Annotated in this window: 19 protein-coding genes; 14 read left to right on the top strand and 5 right to left on the bottom strand. The window is 37.8% G+C overall.

Features of this window, described 5'->3' with window-relative positions; genetic code table 11:
- Positions 1–190: 190 nt before the first annotated feature.
- Both BLR79_RS06430 and BLR79_RS06425 read left to right on the top strand, forming a co-directional pair.
- Entirely contained in the window at positions 191–556 is a 366-nt protein-coding gene (locus BLR79_RS06430; RefSeq protein ID WP_092085998.1) for an ArsR/SmtB family transcription factor, read from the top strand.
- Complete coding sequence (locus tag BLR79_RS06425) at positions 549–2,717, top strand: heavy metal translocating P-type ATPase (RefSeq protein ID WP_092085996.1); 2,169 nt, start codon at positions 549–551, stop codon at positions 2,715–2,717. The genes BLR79_RS06430 and BLR79_RS06425 overlap by 8 nt, the downstream gene beginning before the upstream one ends.
- Before the next feature lie 116 nt (positions 2,718–2,833).
- Here BLR79_RS06425 and BLR79_RS09410 read toward each other — a convergent pair whose 3' ends face one another.
- From BLR79_RS09410 to BLR79_RS06405, 4 genes are all read right to left on the bottom strand, one after another.
- A complete protein-coding gene (locus BLR79_RS09410; RefSeq protein WP_407643816.1) occupies positions 2,834–2,965 on the bottom strand; it encodes an IS3 family transposase in 132 nt (43 codons plus the stop codon).
- Positions 2,966–2,971: 6 nt separating this feature from the next.
- On the bottom strand, positions 2,972–3,220 hold the full coding sequence (locus BLR79_RS09405; protein ID WP_092085992.1) for a DDE-type integrase/transposase/recombinase: 249 nt from the start codon (positions 3,218–3,220) through the stop codon (positions 2,972–2,974).
- Positions 3,221–3,229: 9 nt separating this feature from the next.
- The gene (locus tag BLR79_RS09400) at positions 3,230–3,601 is read right to left on the bottom strand and encodes an IS3 family transposase (protein ID WP_159427616.1); all 372 of its coding nucleotides are present in this window, start codon (positions 3,599–3,601) and stop codon (positions 3,230–3,232) included.
- Positions 3,602–3,933: 332 nt separating this feature from the next.
- A complete protein-coding gene (locus tag BLR79_RS06405; protein WP_092085988.1) occupies positions 3,934–5,037 on the bottom strand; it encodes an IS30 family transposase in 1,104 nt (367 codons plus the stop codon).
- A gap of 219 nt (positions 5,038–5,256) precedes the next feature.
- On the opposite strand from BLR79_RS06405, the gene BLR79_RS06400 reads away from it, so the two are divergent.
- The 12 genes from BLR79_RS06400 to BLR79_RS06345 all read left to right on the top strand — a co-directional run bounded on the left by BLR79_RS06400 (position 5,257) and on the right by BLR79_RS06345 (position 15,947).
- The gene (locus BLR79_RS06400) at positions 5,257–6,660 is read left to right on the top strand and encodes an oxaloacetate decarboxylase subunit alpha (protein ID WP_092085986.1); all 1,404 of its coding nucleotides are present in this window, start codon (positions 5,257–5,259) and stop codon (positions 6,658–6,660) included.
- An 18-nt stretch (positions 6,661–6,678) separates the two neighbouring features.
- Positions 6,679–6,966, top strand: coding sequence for an OadG family protein (locus BLR79_RS06395; RefSeq protein ID WP_092085984.1), 288 nt, complete (start codon positions 6,679–6,681; stop codon positions 6,964–6,966).
- A 12-nt stretch (positions 6,967–6,978) separates the two neighbouring features.
- Positions 6,979–7,323: a biotin/lipoyl-containing protein gene (locus BLR79_RS06390; protein WP_092085982.1), complete on the top strand. Its 345-nt coding sequence runs from the start codon at positions 6,979–6,981 to the stop codon at positions 7,321–7,323.
- Between the two features lie 19 nt (positions 7,324–7,342).
- Positions 7,343–8,479 (top strand): sodium ion-translocating decarboxylase subunit beta, encoded by a 1,137-nt coding sequence (locus tag BLR79_RS06385; RefSeq protein ID WP_092085980.1) that lies wholly within the window; start codon positions 7,343–7,345, stop codon positions 8,477–8,479.
- Between the two features lie 141 nt (positions 8,480–8,620).
- Entirely contained in the window at positions 8,621–9,649 is a 1,029-nt protein-coding gene (citC, locus tag BLR79_RS06380; RefSeq protein ID WP_159427615.1) for a [citrate (pro-3S)-lyase] ligase, read from the top strand.
- On the top strand, positions 9,646–9,963 hold the full coding sequence (gene citD / locus BLR79_RS06375; RefSeq protein ID WP_092085976.1) for a citrate lyase acyl carrier protein: 318 nt from the start codon (positions 9,646–9,648) through the stop codon (positions 9,961–9,963). The genes citC and citD overlap by 4 nt, the downstream gene beginning before the upstream one ends.
- The gene (locus BLR79_RS06370; RefSeq protein WP_092085974.1) at positions 9,951–10,841 is read left to right on the top strand and encodes an aldolase/citrate lyase family protein; all 891 of its coding nucleotides are present in this window, start codon (positions 9,951–9,953) and stop codon (positions 10,839–10,841) included. Before citD ends, BLR79_RS06370 begins: the two co-directional genes overlap by 13 nt.
- Complete coding sequence (gene citF, locus BLR79_RS06365; RefSeq protein ID WP_092085972.1) at positions 10,841–12,379, top strand: citrate lyase subunit alpha; 1,539 nt, start codon at positions 10,841–10,843, stop codon at positions 12,377–12,379. Before BLR79_RS06370 ends, citF begins: the two co-directional genes overlap by 1 nt.
- A 27-nt stretch (positions 12,380–12,406) precedes the next feature.
- Positions 12,407–13,693 (top strand): SLC13 family permease, encoded by a 1,287-nt coding sequence (locus tag BLR79_RS06360; RefSeq protein WP_092085971.1) that lies wholly within the window; start codon positions 12,407–12,409, stop codon positions 13,691–13,693.
- 78 nt (positions 13,694–13,771) lie between these two features.
- Entirely contained in the window at positions 13,772–14,332 is a 561-nt protein-coding gene (gene citX, locus BLR79_RS06355; protein WP_092085969.1) for a citrate lyase holo-[acyl-carrier protein] synthase, read from the top strand.
- Positions 14,333–14,340: 8 nt separating this feature from the next.
- Positions 14,341–15,240: a triphosphoribosyl-dephospho-CoA synthase CitG gene (citG, locus tag BLR79_RS06350; protein WP_092085967.1), complete on the top strand. Its 900-nt coding sequence runs from the start codon at positions 14,341–14,343 to the stop codon at positions 15,238–15,240.
- Positions 15,228–15,947, top strand: coding sequence for a GntR family transcriptional regulator (locus BLR79_RS06345; RefSeq protein WP_092085965.1), 720 nt, complete (start codon positions 15,228–15,230; stop codon positions 15,945–15,947). The genes citG and BLR79_RS06345 overlap by 13 nt, the downstream gene beginning before the upstream one ends.
- A 65-nt stretch (positions 15,948–16,012) precedes the next feature.
- Here the strand turns inward: BLR79_RS06345 and BLR79_RS06340 are convergent.
- On the bottom strand, positions 16,013–16,900 hold an 888-nt coding region (locus tag BLR79_RS06340), incomplete at its 5' end, for an IS256 family transposase (protein WP_092085964.1).

Raw genomic sequence — 16,900 nt, 5'->3', positions numbered from 1 at the left:
GCACGGTGCCAAAGGCGCTGGTTAAAATATGGAATCCATGAAACTGGGTTCAGGGAAATATAAAAAGTACGGTAGAGGAAAACCAACAATAATTTGACACTATCCGATCAAATGATCATTTGACTATTTGTTTATGGTATAATATATTATAATCATCAAACAAATAGTCATTTGAATAAGGAGGATAATTATGAAAAAAGATATGTGTGAAGTTACCTGTATTCACGAAGATAAGGTAAACAGGGCTAAAAATGATCTTGCTAAACAGAATCCTATGGATGTAGCGAAAGTTTTTAAGACTCTGTCAGATGATACAAGGGTTAAAATTGCTTATGTTTTATCTTTAGAGGGAGAGTTATGTGTTTGTGATGTAGCGAATATCATTGAATCTTCAACGGCTACGGCATCCTATCATTTAAGATTGTTGAAAAATTTAGGTATAGCAACATACCGTAAAGAAGGAAAATTAGTCTATTATTCACTAGATGATGAGCATGTTAAACAGCTCGTAGAAAAAGCCTTCGTGCATCAGAGGGAGGTTATGAAAGTTGGATAATACAGCAAAGACCTTAACAGATGATAAACATGTTTATCGTGTGGAAGGATTCTCCTGTGCAAACTGTGCAGGTAAGTTTGAAAAAAATGTAAAAAATATTTCGGGAGTTCGGGATGCAAAAGTAAACTTTGGTGCATCAAAGATATCCGTTTACGGTGATGCAACGATTGAAGAACTAGAAAAAGCTGGTGCATTTGAGAATCTTAAAGTAGCTCCCGAAAAATCTTCACGTCATGTTTCGCAAGAGGTAACTGAAGATACGAAAGAAGAGAAAGTTCCATTTTATAAAAAGTATAGTACATTGCTTTATTCAACTTCGTTCCTTGCTTTCGGTTTTTTCTCTCACTTTGTAAATGGAGAAGAGAATCTTCTTACAACCCTATTGTTTTTGGCATCAATGTTGGTTGGTGGATTGTCACTTTTTAAAGTAGGTTTGCAAAACTTACTACGCTTAGAATTTGACATGAAAACCCTTATGACAGTGGCTGTTATAGGTGGAGCCATTATTGGTGAATGGGGAGAAGTTGCTCTTGTTGTCATTCTCTTTGCAATCAGTGAAGAGCTTGAACGATTCTCCATGGATAGAGCAAGAAATTCGATTCGTTCTCTAATGGGTATTGCCCCTAAAGAAGCACTCGTTAGACGTAATGAGCAAGAAATAATGATTCATGTCGATGATATTGCTGTTGGGGATATCATGATTGTAAAACCTGGTGAAAAGATTGCGATGGATGGTGTAGTCGTAAATGGCTATTCTGCAGTAAACCAGGCAGCGATTACAGGCGAATCAGTCCCTGTTGGGAAAACAGTTGATGATGAAGTATTTGCAGGTACTTTAAACGAAGAAGGATTACTCGAAGTAAAAATAACAAAACTTGTAGAAGATACAACAATTTCAAAAATTATTCATCTTGTAGAGGAAGCGCAAGGTGAGCGTGCGCCAGCCCAAGCTTTTGTTGATAAATTTGCAAAATATTATACACCGATCATTATGGTTATTGCGGCGCTCGTTGCAGTCGTTCCACCTTTATTCTTTGGTGGAAGTTGGGATACTTGGGTTTATCAAGGATTAGCGGTACTTGTAGTTGGTTGTCCATGTGCATTGGTGATTTCTACACCGATTTCGATTGTTTCTGCGATTGGGAATGCAGCGAAGAAAGGCGTTCTTATTAAAGGTGGCATTTATCTAGAAGAAATGGGTGCCTTAAAAGCCATTGCATTTGATAAAACAGGTACATTAACAAAAGGGGTTCCAGTTGTAACTGATTTTAGTGTATTGAGTAATCAAACAAATGAAAAAGAATTATTGGCGATCATTACTGCATTAGAGTATCGTTCCCAGCATCCTCTTGCTTCAGCAATCATGAAAAAAGCAGAAGAAGAAAACATTTCATATTCTGATGTGCTCGTTGAGGATTTCTCTTCTATTACAGGTAAGGGAATCAAAGGTATTGTAAACGGAATGACTTATTACATCGGTAGCCCGAAACTCTTTAAGGAATTGTTGACTACTGATTTCGATAAAGACCTAGAACAAAATGTTTCAACTCTTCAAAATCAAGGTAAAACAGCCATGATTATTGGAACCGAAAAAGAAATACTCGGAGTTATTGCGGTTGCTGATGAAGTCCGTGAATCAAGTAAAGAAATTATTCAAAAGTTACATCAACTTGGAATTAAAAAAACAATTATGCTTACAGGTGATAACCAAGGTACTGCGAATGCAATAGGTAGTCATGTTGGGGTATCTGATATCCGAGCCGATTTGATGCCTCAGGACAAGTTGGACTATATAAAACAATTAAGGTCCGAGTACGGAAACGTAGCCATGGTTGGTGATGGTGTCAATGATGCTCCCGCATTAGCAGCTTCTACAGTTGGAATCGCAATGGGTGGAGCAGGTACAGATACAGCACTTGAAACGGCAGACGTTGCCCTAATGGGAGACGATTTAAGAAAACTTCCATTCACTGTGAAACTTAGTCGAAAAGCTCTGAATATCATCAAAGCTAACATTACTTTTGCAATTGCTATTAAATTTATTGCCCTACTATTGGTTATCCCAGGCTGGTTAACGCTCTGGATTGCCATCCTTTCCGATATGGGCGCAACCCTCCTAGTAGCGCTAAATGGTTTGCGACTAATGAGAGTGAAAGAATAAAGGAAAAAAGCTAAAAGGGCTTTCTAGACAGTATGAACTGCCCCCTGTCAAGTAGACAGGTAAATAAACAAAATATATTGTACCAGGGATGATAAATTTCATTCCTGGTTTTTTTCTTATGCTGGAATACTCAAACCCATTTTTAACGTCACCCGCTGGGTGTTGTAAAATCGAATGTACTGTTTGATATCCCGTTCTAGTTCTTCAAAACTTTGATAAGTCTTCAAACGATACATTTCATCTTTGATGATGCCTCAGAAATTTCCCATTGGTCCGTTATCAATACACTTGCCCACGCGTGACATGCTTTGAGTGATTTGATGTTTCTTGACAAAGTTTTTGAATCCGTGTGAAGTATACTGAAAGCCACGATCACTGTGCAGGAGTGTTTGGGTAGGTATAATGTCGTCTTCAATTTGATGAACCGTCTCACGAACTAAGGCATTATTATTTCGCTTGGATAATTTAAATGCCACAATCTTATTCTTTCCGTAATCTAGTATTGCACTAAGTTAAGCCTTAGAATCTTTTCCATATTTGAATTCGGTCACATCAGTTAATAGGACACCCATCGCTGGATATTCCTTCCGGAATTCTCTATTAAGAACGTTCTCAGCGATATGTGTCGGATTGTGGCGCTTGTAACGGTATCGTTTCCGACGGATAACGGCTTTCAACCCTAATAAACTCATCAAGCGGTATACACACTTATGATTTACTTTAGCGTTCATGAAGTGGTTCAGATAGATGGTTATTCGACGATAACCGTAGATTCCTTTATGATCTTCATATACTTGAAGAATCAATTCAATAAGTTTTCGTAGACGTTTCTCCGACGCAGACGGTTTGCGTTTTAGCCATTTATAATAACTAGATCTACTCACTTCTAAAGCTTCACAGAGATGAGCTACTTTGAACCCTTCCTTTTGCAATTTTTTAATCGTTTGGTATTCCGCTTCATATTGCGTTTGCGTGATATCAACTCTCTTTCCACTTCTTCTAACTTTTTTAACGCTGCGTTCTCCGTTTCCAGGTATTCGTTGCGAGCTCTTAATGCCGCATTCTCAGCTCTAATTTTCTCTTCTTCTGTTTGAATGGCGTCCGGTTTTCCCCGGCCACGTCCATCGACTAGTCCGTCAGAACCATGATTTTATAGCTGTAAAGCTGGCATATGCCAGCTTTACAGCTATAAAATCATGCCGAATGAGGCTCATTGTCAAGCACTGACGGGTTCCGCCACTGGTTCCCCTTTACGTTCTTTATGAAATTCTCGAATGAATAAGTCATGTGGAGTTTGGTAGCCTAATTGCTTACGTGGATAATCATTCATCCAGTTTTGGATACGCAGGCATTGTCTATCGCATATAGCTTCAAGCGGTTGACCTTTAGGCAGGAAGTGGCGAATGATCTTATGTTGATTCTCACTTGTACCACGCTCCCAAGAGGCATAAGGGTGAGTGAAATAAACATTGACGACCTCTTGTAAAGATGTATGAAGCCCTGAAAATTCAGACCCATTATCTGACGTAATCGTCTTAAATAATTGAGAGAATGATTCACCCGCACGTTGATGCAAACTTTCAATTGCTTCATCCACAGCCTGAGCCGTTTTATCCTTGATTTTCAGAATGACTTGATAGCGAGTTTTGGGTTCAACTAACGTCAACAATACGGGATCCGAGGCAACTTTACTTCCAATAACTGTATCAATTTCCCAATGTCCAAAACTCTTTCTTGTCTCAATTTCTTGAGGTCGCTCTTCGATAGAAGGACCTAAAACACGTTGGTTTCGGCGGGCTTTCTTCGTGTTCTTCTTGGTATTTCGCGAGAGTTTCTCTAATAAATCCAGGTTGCGTGTTTTCATGACGTTACTATCAATCCAGTGATATAAAGTTGTTGTGCAAGGGATGATAGCAGACTCAAATAATTCATTTTCACGAGCAAAGCCAACCACCGCATCTGGCGACCATTTGTCTTTCAACATCTTAGTGTCTGCCCACTCAACAAAGGCGTTCGTTTTCGCCCATTTAGGTCTTCTGCCGCAATTGAGACGTTGTTGGTCATAATGAGCTTTTCCAGCATCAGCATCGTAAATGGTGTAGGTATAGTCATAAATTTTCCCTTTTTGTTTTTGACGTTTCTGTTGTGTGACCGAACCTCTTTTCACTTCATTATGAATGGTTTGAGGTGAACGACCTAGTGACTTGGCAATAGCGCGGTTAGAGTAACCTTCTTTCTTAAGAATCGCAATTTGACAACGTTCTTGATAAGATAGATGTTTCCCTTTTCGTGAGTTCGTGTTAAACTGTTCTTGCGTCATGTGAATTCATCCTTTTCTATTGAGAGTTGTGGTAACTTCAATATTAACATGAATTTCACGTGGCGTTTTTTTATGGACTTTTAGAAGTGGCTAACTTCATTATAAAATCCACCATTGTATTTTAAGGTAAAAACACTAAAAAAACAAAAAAGTTTTCATGTGAGTGATATAATTTAACATGAAGATATTGACAGTTTAATAAAGAAAGGACTAAAAGGAATGCAGAAAAGAATTTCATTCACGGAAACTGCTTTACGTGATGCCCAACAAAGTTTAATGGCGACACGCATGAGTACTGAAGAGATGGTACCGATTTTAACCACAATGGATGAAGTAGGTTACGAGGCACTTGAAGTATGGGGGGGAGCAACCTTTGATTCTTGTGTGCGTTATTTGAATGAGGATCCCTGGGAAAGGCTACGCTTGATAAGAGAAAAAATTCCTAACACTAAACTTCAAATGTTATTAAGAGGTCAGAATCTTTTAGGGTATCGCCATTATTCTGACGATATGGTTGATTTATTTATTAAAAAAACAATCGAAAATGGAATAGATGTTATTCGAATTTTTGATGCACTTAACGATCCGCGTAATATGGAGCAGGCGGTAGCGTCTACAAAAAAATATGGTGCGCATGCCCAATTAGCGATTTGCTATACAATTAGTCCGGTACATACTCTTGAGTACTATTTGAATTTAGCGAAAGAGTTTGAAAAAATGGGTGCAGATTCAATTTGTGTAAAAGACATGGCAGGAATTTTAACTCCAGCTGTGGCGAAAGAGCTACTGCCAGCTCTTCGGGAGCAAACAAATTTACCAATCGAGTTACATACGCATTCTACTGCAGGTGTTGCAGAAGCAACCACTTATATTGCTGTTGAATCAGGCGTAAATATTATTGACACTGCTATTTCACCATTAGCGGGAGGAACAAGTCAACCGGCAACAGAAGCCTTTAATAATATGCTAGTGGAACTTGGTTATGAGACTGGCTTGCAGGAAGAAAAATTAGTCGAGTTAAAAGATTACTTCCAAAAAATCAGAAATAAATATGTTGAGAATGGTACTTTAAGCTCTAACATGTTAACACCTGATCCGCTAGCTTTGATTTATCAAGTACCCGGAGGAATGTTATCTAATTTATACGCACAACTTAAAGATGCGGGAGCCATTGATCGTTATCAAGAAGTATTAGAGGAAGTCCCAAGAGTAAAAGCAGATCTTGGTCATCCTCCGCTTGTAACTCCAATGAGTCAAATGGTGGGAACACAGGCCGTTTTCAATGTGTTAACAGGCGAGCGTTATAAAATCATTCCTAAAGAGATTAGAGATTATGTAAGAGGAGCTTACGGAAAACATCCCGGACATATCGATGAAGCAATAAAAGCGATAATTTTGAGAGATACTGATGAAATTATTACAGATCGACCTGCTGATTTCTTAGAGCCAGAAGTAAACCGTCAAAGAGAAGAAATAGGTGGCTTGGCTAAGTCAGATGAAGATGTACTAGTTTATGCAATGTTCCCAGAGATAGGAAAAGCTTATCTTGAAAAACGTGAGAGTGGAACGCCGGTCAATTCACAAGACGCACCTCTAAGAATTAAAGCCAGTTGGCAAACTTAAGAATGGAGGCACTTAGATATGGATATTACACTTTTTGATGGTTTAGTTATCACACTTATTTCAATGTTTTTTGTAACAGTAGTATTATTTTTACTTATGGTTATAATCAATTTGATTCACAAGTTTTTTTCACAAAAGCAGAAAACTCTCCAAGGCTCTGGAGTGGAGCGTTCGAAAGAAACATCCGTCCAGGTAGTAGGGAATAAAGAATATGAAAAAGTAGCAGTTCTTACAGCGCTCGCTTTAGCGGGCGAAGAGAATCCCAATGCGTTATTTACGGTTCAATCAGTTAGAAAAATTAATTAGGAGGAAAAATAAATGAAACTTTACGAAATCACTGTAAACGGTGAAACTTATTCTGTAGAAGTCAAAGAGGTAGATGAGTTGCCTGAAGCGAACACAAACACCGCCTCTGAAAAGATGGTTACTTTACAAGAAAATGTAAGTTCCGGTGGTCCGGCTGTAGAGTCTCCGATGGCAGGGACTATTTTAAGTGTAGAAGTTCAACCTGGGCAATCGGTAGTAAAAGGAGAAACACTCTTTATCTTAGAAGCAATGAAGATGGAGAATGAAATTGTAGCTCCTCAAGACGGAACTATTAATAATGTATTAGTGAATCAAGGTGATTCAGTTCAAAACGGCCAAGAATTGGCAGTCTATTAATAAGAAAAGGTGATAAGACATGTCATTTACTGAGACGTTCTTTTCTTTATTGCATGATTCGGGCTTCATGAGTCTGACGCTAGGAAATATTATCATGCTGGCTATTAGTTTGGTTTTACTTTATCTAGCCATCTCTAAAGAATATGAACCATATTTACTCATACCTATTGCGTTTGGTATGTTACTTGTTAACTTACCTTTGGCTAATTTGATGGGTGCACCTGTGGGCGATGCCTCGGGGGGGTTATTGTATTATTTATATCAAGGAACAGATTTGGGAATTTACCCACCTCTTATCTTCTTGTGTTTAGGGGCCTCTACAGATTTTGGACCCTTGATTTCGAACCCTAAAACGTTACTATTAGGAGCAGCCGCTCAATTCGGTATCTTTATTGCTTTCTTTGGAGCTTTAGCGTTAGGTTTAACAGGAAATCAAGCGGCAAGTGTTGGGATTATTGGAGGAGCAGATGGCCCAACGGCTCTATATGTAACAAGTCAATTAGCGCCTGAACTATTGAGTGCTATTGCTGTAGCTGCTTATTCATATATGGCATTAGTACCTATTATTCAGCCACCAATTATGCGTGCATTGACTACAGAGCAAGAGAGGCAAGTGGTAATGACGCAACTAAGAGAAGTGAGTAAAACAGAAAAAGTTTTATTCCCAATTATTACCACGCTTCTGGTCTCATTGCTGCTTCCCTCTGCTGCTACTTTAATTGGTATGTTAATGCTGGGTAATTTGATTAAAGAATCGGAATTAGTACCGCATTTGACGACGATGTTAACAACTCAATTAATGTATATCATTACTATTTTCTTAGGTGTTACAGTGGGGGCTAAAGCAGATGCAAGCATTTTCTTAACTGCTGAGACTTTGAAAATTATCGCTATGGGTCTGGTAGCCTTTGCAGTCGGAACTGCTTGTGGCGTATTGATGGGCAAAGTAATGTATAAGTTGACAGGTGGTAAAATCAATCCTTTAATTGGAGCAGCAGGAGTTTCAGCGGTTCCAATGGCAGCTCGAGTCGCTCAAGTAGAAGGGGCGAAAGCCAACCCATCGAATTTTCTATTAATGCATGCGATGGGACCTAATGTAGCGGGAGTAATTGGATCTGCTGTGGCAGCAGGAGTACTTTTAAACTTTTTCCAATAGGAATATTGATTTGAGCTTTCAGAAAATAAAATGAAAGCTCAAATTGTTTTTTTAGTGTTTTTACTGTTTCTATTGAAAATATTATGTATATAATAAAAGGTAACAGAATGGATGCGCTTTCATTTTTAGAGGTGAAATATTTTGAAGATTAAGCAGATATGGCCCTTTGACCTAGCTAAGGATCACAAGGAATGGATAAACCTATTGAACAAAGAAGGACTTCGCTCTGAGAAAACGGTTGATTTTACTTTAGTTATTGAAGATGAAAAAACAGGGCAGATCATAGGCACAGGATCACTATTGGACAATTTGATTAAAATGGTCGCTATTGATTCTGAATTTCAAGGAGAAGGTTCTTTTAACTCTTTAATGACCGAATTGTTGAATGAAATTTATCGAAGAGGACATACAAGCGCTTATGTGTACACTAGACCATGTGCAGCAGAGAAGTTCAAGTTTTTAGGTTTTAATCAATTGGTGAATTGGAACAATCAAATAGTATTTATGGAACGCTCTATTCTGGGGATTGAGCATCAAATTGATTATTGGAAAAAGCAAACCGAACATCTACAAAAACCAGCTGCTGCCATTGTGATGAATGCCAATCCTTTTACATTAGGACATCAATATTTAGTAGAGCGAGCAAGTTTAAATGAAAAAAGCGTTATCGTGTTTGTTGTCTCGCAAGAGCGTTCTCTGTTTTCGTTTAAAGATCGGATAGCGATGGTCAAATTAGGAACAGCACATTTGAAAAATGTAGTCGTAGTACCGACTGGACCATATATGGTCTCTACTGCTACTTTTCCTTCTTATTTTTTAAATGAAGAAATGGCAGTTTCTAAAATTCAGGCGAGTATAGATGCCGCTTTATTTTCGGAAATTATTGCGCCATCCCTAAATATTAATAAACGGTATTTAGGTTCAGAACCAAATTCTGAAGTGACTAATTTATATAATCAAGTTCTGTCTAAGGAATTACATAATATTGAGACAATTATTGTTCCAAGAGTGAAAAACCAAAGTGGCGTAATTAGCGCTACTCAAGTAAGGAGATATCTGGCGCCCCATTCAAGTGATTTATTAAATTTTGAAAAATTAAAAGAGCTAGTTCCTCAAACTACTTTAAATTATTTGAAAGAATTACTGAAAAAGAAGGAGAGTAAACGATGAAGTTAGAAATAAAGAATATTGGTCAAGCAGGGACTTTGGAATCTTCAGATGCGCAAGTAATAGTTGCGCCTGGTGTATCAGAAGGAATTCATATCGAATTACAAAGTCCAGTAATTCAGCAATTTGGAGAACAAATGCAGGAAGTTGTGCGTGATGCTCTAAATAAAATGAATATCACTAATGTAAGCGTAAAGATACAAGATCAAGGCGCTTTAGATTGTACTTTACGAGCACGCACTTTAGCGGCGGTCCTTCGGGCAGCAGGAAAGCAGGAAGAATTAGATTGGGAGTTGATCGATAAATGGAGCGTTTAAGAAGAACAATGATGTTTGTTCCTGCTAGTAATGCAGGGATGTTGAAAGATGCAGGTCTGTACGGGGCAGATACAATTATGTTTGACTTGGAAGATTCTGTTGCTCTGACTGAAAAAGATACAGCTAGATTTTTATTATATCAGGCACTTAAAACGTTTGATTACGACGAATCAGAGGTATTAGTAAGAATAAACGCACTTTCGGACGGAGGCATCGATGACATTCGTGCTATGGTAAGAGCCGGTGTAGATGGAATTAGATCTCCAAAAACTGAAACAGCTCAAGATATTCATGATATTGAAGAAGTTATTTATGAGACAGAAAAAGCTATTGGTAAAGAAATTGGATCAACGAAAATATTTGCTGCTATTGAAGGTCCATCCGGCGTATTAAATGCTCGAGAAATAGCAAATGCTAGCTCACGAATGATAGGGATTGCTATTGGTGGAGAAGATTACACCACTGCTATGGGTACACATCGATATTTTGATCGGAATGGTGAAGAGTTATATTTTGCTCGCTCCATGATTGTTCATGCTGCGCGCGAAGCAGGTATATCGGCGGTAGATACTGTCTTTGCAGATATTAATGATATGAAAAATCTTCAAAGAGAAACAGAATTGATTAAACAACTTGGTTTTGATGGAAAGTCTGTTATCAACCCTCGCCAAATTCCATATGTCAATGAAGTATTCAAGCCTACTCAAGAAGAGTTAGATCATGCGCAACGTGTATTAATCGCTGTTAAAGAAGCAGAAAAACAGGGACGCGGTGTAGTGGTAGTTGATGGTAAAATGGTTGATGGTCCAATTATTGAAGATGCGAGAGTCATTGTAAAATTAGCAAAAGCTACTGGTGTTAGAAAGGGAACGGTATAATGAAGAAAAATAAAATTAATCGTGACATTCCAACAGAATACCTAGGAGAATTCCAGCTTTTTGAAGGAGCGTTTCATAATCGAGATGAATACCAAAGAGCTTCAGGATGCGTGAAAGCAATTCAGCCGGGTGAGGAAAAAATGCTCTCAAACATTAAAGAAGCTATTCAAAAAACTGGTTTGTGTGATGGGATGACAATTTCTTTTCATCATCATTTCCGAGAAGGCGACGCAGTACTGAATATGGTGCTGGACGAAATAGCCAAAGCTGGCATAAAAAACTTAAAGCTAGCGTCTAGCTCAATAGCAAACGTACATGCGCCTTTAATTGAACACATAAAAAACGGTGTTATTACTGAAATTACTTCTAGTGGTTTGCGAGATGAAGTGGGCGCAGCGATATCAAGAGGGTTAATGGATAAACCTGTAGTTATCCGTTCTCATGGAGGACGTGCTCGCGCGATTGAAACAGGTGAGATTAAAATTGATGTCGCTTTTCTCGGAGCGTCTAGCGCAGATGCTTATGGGAACGCAAACGGAGTGAAAGGTAAAGCGCCGTGTGGGTCACTTGGATACGCTAAAGTGGACGCGGAATATGCTGATAAGGTTGTAATTATTACTGATAGTTTAATGCCATATCCTAATACTCCTATTAGTATTCCACAAACTCGTGTGGACTATGTCGTAGAAGTAGAGTCTATTGGTGATCCATCTAAAATAGCAAGTGGAGCCACAAGAGTTACTAAAGATCCTAAAGAATTGATGATTGCTGAGAAAGCAGCTGAAATTATTATCAATTCGCCATACTTTAAGGAAGGTTTTTCGTTCCAGACTGGAACAGGTGGTTCTACTCTTGCAGTATCTAAATTTTTAAGTGAAGCAATGAAAGAAAATAATATTACCGCAAACTTTGCTTTAGGTGGTATCACTAACCAAATGGGAGTAATGTTAGAGCAAGGACTGATTAAAAAATTAATTGATGTGCAGTCTTTCGACACCGGAGCGATCGATTCTCTCATCAATAATGACCATCACTATGAAATTGGAGCAGATTTTTATGCTAGTGCAGCAAATAAAGGTTCGGCGGTAAACCAATTAGACGTGGTGGTACTATCGGCACTTGAAATTGATACGGACTTCAATGTGAACGTTATTACAGGCTCAGATGGTGTTATTAGGGGGGCTTCCGGCGGTCACTGTGATACTGCAGCTGCAGCTAAAATGTCGATGATTTTGGCCCCTGTATTAAGAGGTAGAATCCCCACTGTAGTAGAAAAGGTGAATACGGTGGTAACTCCCGGTGAGACCATTGACGTTGTAGTCACAGAATTAGGAGTGGCTATTAATCCGTTGCGACAAGATCTTATTACCCATTTCAAAGAAAAAGGGATAGAGATCATAGATATCCAGGAGTTGAAAGAGCAAGCTTACAAAGTTGCTGGAACACCTCAGCCGATTGAATACGGAGACAAGACAGTGGCATTAATTGAATATAGAGACGGAACGTTGATTGATACAGTCAACAATCATGAAGGATAAATATTTAAGATTATAAGGAGGTAAGCTATGTTAGCTATCGTTTCATTTACGCTTTTTGCCATCTTAATGTATGTATTAATTACCAATAAATTAATTCCTCCGGTGGCATTTGTTATTTTACCAAGTATTGCTGCTTTAGCAATTGGAACAAGCCTAACCGATCTAGCCACATATATTGGTGATGGTTTAGGGTCAATTTTAAATACAGCGGTTATGTTCTTGTTCTCTATCTCATATTTTACAATGATGGCAGATCAGGGACTATTCGATCCGTTAGTCAACTTTATTACGAAAAAATTTGGTAAAAATGTTACCATGATTTTTATTGCAGTGCTATTGGTAGCGCTCGTTTCTCACTTAGACGGAAGTGGAGCCTCTACTTATTTAATTACCATACCTGCTTTTAAGCTAATCATGGATCGCTTGGGTGTTAAGCCTACAGCTTTCTTAGGTACGGTAATCGCTATGATGTCTACAATGAACATTTTGCCGTGGGGGGGACCTACCATTCGAGCGGCCTCTGTAGCAGAGGTAGAGGTATTTGATCTCTATAAAATCATTCTTCCAGCTGTAGTCGTTATGTTAATTATATCAGTAGCGATAGCGTGGTTTCATTCGAAAAGACAAGATAGCAATGTTAATCTTGCTGAGATCCAGCTAACCGATGAAGGGGCTACCCCAGGATTTAAAACTAGTAAAGGGTTGTATATCTTTAACTTAGTACTAACTATTATCCTTTTAGCTTTACTGTTCCTTGATACGCCTTTACCTATTCATTATTTATTCATGGTAGCGTTTTTAATTGGAGTGTTTGGTAACTTCCGATCTGTTAAAGAGCAGAATAAGAAGATTAAAGAGTATGGAGACAATGCAATTGTGATGTCTATGACGCTCTTTTCCGTAGGGGTCTTTGTAGGGATTATTCAAGGAACAGGGATGGTAGACGCCATGGCAACTTCAATTATTAATGTGCTTCCGGAATTTTTATCGCCACATATGCACTGGGTAATTGCTTTATTCTCGGTTCCACTAATGATTGTCTTAGGTACCGACGCGTTTTACTTCGCTTTACTTCCTTTAATTATTGGAATTGTAGGTCCATTTGGCATTTCACCAGAAGTAGTAGCAGCGACGTTTTTAATTACAGGAACGTGGGGTACTTATATTAGCCCTACCGTTGCAGCAAACTATGTTGGTATAGGATTAGCGGAGACTACAATTGGAGAACATATTAAAGCTAATTTACCGATTATGTGGGGAGCAAGTATTATAACGCTTATTGCAGCTACATTGCTTGGAGTTATTCAGTTTTAAGAAAACGACCGCAAGGTCGTTTTTGTTTTAATAGAATGATTAAGTAATTAAAAAGTAAGAGAGTAGGGGAAGAAATAGATGAAGAAGTACGCAGATAAACAAATAGTAGAGTTAAAAGATGTTTTAGAACTTAGGGATGAACGAAATGCTATTTTTCATGATTTATTTCAAACAGATAAAAACTTAAGGTTAATTACTTTTAATCTTAATGTTCCGGGCCCAAGAAAAACCTCTCCACTACTTTATAAAGCTTACAAAGAGGGGCAATATGAACTGTTAACGTTGATGAAAACTCTTAAAGTAAAATCAGATAAGATTTGGGAGAATCTTGATTACAGAGGATATAGCAGTATTTATGAAATTTCAAATAAAGCAAGAAAATTGAGTATTAAAAGAGAATTGATTAAATTTGAAGAATCAAAAAAAATTGCAAGAATATGGGATTTTGATCTTGTTTTTTTGGGAGCTTCTGGACCAACAAGTTTATCTCGAAGAGAGATCGATAGAGATCCTCGAAAGTGTCTACTCTGTGGAGCAGATGCAAAAGAATGTGCACGCTCTAGAAGACATTCTATTGACGAGTTAGATACCAAAATTACAGAGCTGTTAGAGGAATATTTTTGTTTAAATGAAAATTAGGAGAGAATATGAACTGTTTACTAGAAAAAATTTCTGTCATGGCTACGAACTCATTGCGGATGGAAGTAATGTTGCATCCTAAACCAGGACTGGTAGATTTAAAAAACAATGGCTCCCATGACGATATGGATTATACCACTTTTATGAGAAGTATACAGGCTTTGATGCCTCATATATGCAACTATTTAAAAATAGGCTATAGTCATGAAGGAGCAATCTCGTATCTTTTTCATAAATTAAGAAGAGAAGGAGTAAAGGCAGAACATTCTATGTTTTCAGCTACCTCTAACATTAATACTCATAAGGGAGCTAATTTTAGTTTTGCAGTTATTTTAGGAGCAATAGGTTTGCATTTGCAAACCAAGAGAGAGATCATTTGGAGTAGTAAAGATACTCACCAGGTTTTTTCAATAGTTTCTAATATGTGTAAAGGTCTAATAAAAGAAGATATGGAAAGTATTCACAAAAAAAATCCGAATCTTCTCACTCCAGGAGAGCGACAATATTTACAGTATGGTTCGACAGGTGTAAGAGGTCTCGCTGAGCAGGGCTATCCTATATTAGTAAACAAAGTTTTACCTTACGCTCGATCTCTTTTAAAAAGCACCAATGATATTTCAGGGAGTTTCTTACTAATTCTCACACTCTTAATTTCAGAAGTAGAGGACATTAATATTTTAAACAGAAGTGATTCTGAAACATTAGATATGGTACAATATGTTTTTTCTTCTGAAATAAATACTTTAACAGAAAAAAATGTGAGATTTTTTTTAAATAAATGGGATAATATTTTTCAAGAGAAAAATATTAGTCCTGGAGGATCGGCAGATTTATTAAGCGTTATAATAATGATAATGATGTTAGAGGGATACATACCTCAAGAAAGTGAGGAATTATGGGAGCTATAATTAAGGAGTTAATTAGGCGAACTAATTTAACAAAAAACAAATCTTTACAAACGATGTTATATGAAGGTCTTAAAGAAGCGATTATTTCAGGAGACATTCTCAGAGGAGAGAGGATTATTGAGCAACGAATTGCAGAAGAACTGAACGTTAGTAGAACTCCTTTGCGAGCGGCCCTTAATATGTTAGAAAAAGAGAAGCTTGTAGAAAGAATACCCGGACAAGGTATTATAGTTATAGGTATCAGTCGCAAAGATACACGCGAAATTTTTGAGTTGCGCTTAGCTATCGAAACTATGGTTACAAGCAAAGCTTTTCAAGTAATCACTGATGAGCAACTAAGTCAAATGGAGCAACTACTCCGAAGAGGTAATGAGTATTATAGGAGTAATGATCTAGAAAAGCTTAAACAAAATTTTTATGAATTTAACGAATTTATGTATCAAGTGAGTGACATGCGCTTAAGTAAAATGATCATAGATCAACTTAAGGAATACCTGGCTTATTTTAGAAGTATGTCTATTATGTCTAGTACTCGAGGTCAAGCAGCATTAGAAGAGCATTGGGAAATTTATTACGCTTTTGAACAAAGGAACGAAGAACTGCTAATGGATATTATTGCTAAACATCTTTGGCGTTCTGAAAATTTTATTTTAAATGAAATGGCAAAAAGAAATAATTTCATTAACAATCGTTCTAGTGATTCATAAATTGTTGTATAATAAGTCAAGTCCACAATCCTATGTAAAATACTATACAATGTTTTACCGGTCACTCATTGATCAAACTTAATATATTTTCTTGTAGAACTGAGCCATTCATCATGAAGATCCACAAGGACAGCTCCAATTAATCGATTGGCGGACGCTCGGTTGGGAAAGATACGAATAAACTTTTCTCTTCTGCGGACTTCCTGGTTCAGTCGTTCAAGAAGGTTGGTGCTTTTTAGCCGATTGTGGCCATTTCCGATGACCGTGTATTGAAAGGCATCTTCGAAGCCATTATCCAATGTTTCGCATGCTTTTGTATATTTGGACGGGTCAATATATTCACCGACTAAGGCATTCTTAGCTGTTCGAGCGAGTTCGATATCCGTAAACTTAAAGATCGCTTTTACTGCTTCTCTAAACAGTTTTGAATTCTTTTTTGGAATGGAACTGAAGATGTTTCTTAAAAAATGGACCTGGTATCTCTGCCAACTTACGTTGGTAAAGGACTTACGAATCGCAGACACTAGGCCTTTATGGGCGTCAGAAATGATGAGTTCTGCCCCCTGTAGACCGCGTTCTTTTAAGTAGTCAAAGAAGATGGACCATGTGTCATCACTTTCTTCATTTTGGATCATGAAGCCAATGATTTCACGATCACCCCCTTCTGTTATCCCGATCGCAATATGGCAGCTTTTAGAAAGCACTCGATGGTCCTCACGGACTTTTATGTAGAGAACATCAGTCATCAGATAAGGATAATTCGTACCTGAGAGCGAACGGTTCTGCCATTCATTGACCAGAGGGTCTAACTGTTCAGTCAGACTAGAAACAAAGGACTTAGAAACTGATTTACCACATAACTCCTCAACAATCTTAGAGACTTTACGTGTCGAAACGCCTGAAACATACATCTCAAGCATTGAAGCAAGCAGCGCCTTTTCATTTCGCTGATA

Source organism: Dolosicoccus paucivorans, from assembly GCF_900100125.1.
GTDB lineage: Bacteria > Bacillota > Bacilli > Lactobacillales > Aerococcaceae > Dolosicoccus > Dolosicoccus paucivorans.
Note: the sequence above shows the minus strand (reverse complement) of the source record. Positions and strands in the feature narration are given on the sequence as shown.

Coding starts and splice junctions, on each gene's coding strand:
- BLR79_RS06345 (WP_092085965.1), top strand. CDS start 15,228: ATGGGAGCTATAATTAAGGAGTTAATTAGGCGAACTAATTTAACAAAA.
- BLR79_RS06360 (WP_092085971.1), top strand. CDS start 12,407: ATGTTAGCTATCGTTTCATTTACGCTTTTTGCCATCTTAATGTATGTA.
- BLR79_RS06385 (WP_092085980.1), top strand. CDS start 7,343: ATGTCATTTACTGAGACGTTCTTTTCTTTATTGCATGATTCGGGCTTC.
- BLR79_RS06405 (WP_092085988.1), bottom strand. CDS start 5,037: ATGACGCAAGAACAGTTTAACACGAACTCACGAAAAGGGAAACATCTA.
- BLR79_RS06430 (WP_092085998.1), top strand. CDS start 191: ATGAAAAAAGATATGTGTGAAGTTACCTGTATTCACGAAGATAAGGTA.
- BLR79_RS06400 (WP_092085986.1), top strand. CDS start 5,257: ATGCAGAAAAGAATTTCATTCACGGAAACTGCTTTACGTGATGCCCAA.
- citG (WP_092085967.1), top strand. CDS start 14,341: ATGAACTGTTTACTAGAAAAAATTTCTGTCATGGCTACGAACTCATTG.
- citD (WP_092085976.1), top strand. CDS start 9,646: ATGAAGTTAGAAATAAAGAATATTGGTCAAGCAGGGACTTTGGAATCT.
- citX (WP_092085969.1), top strand. CDS start 13,772: ATGAAGAAGTACGCAGATAAACAAATAGTAGAGTTAAAAGATGTTTTA.
- citF (WP_092085972.1), top strand. CDS start 10,841: ATGAAGAAAAATAAAATTAATCGTGACATTCCAACAGAATACCTAGGA.
- BLR79_RS06390 (WP_092085982.1), top strand. CDS start 6,979: ATGAAACTTTACGAAATCACTGTAAACGGTGAAACTTATTCTGTAGAA.
- BLR79_RS06395 (WP_092085984.1), top strand. CDS start 6,679: ATGGATATTACACTTTTTGATGGTTTAGTTATCACACTTATTTCAATG.
- BLR79_RS06370 (WP_092085974.1), top strand. CDS start 9,951: ATGGAGCGTTTAAGAAGAACAATGATGTTTGTTCCTGCTAGTAATGCA.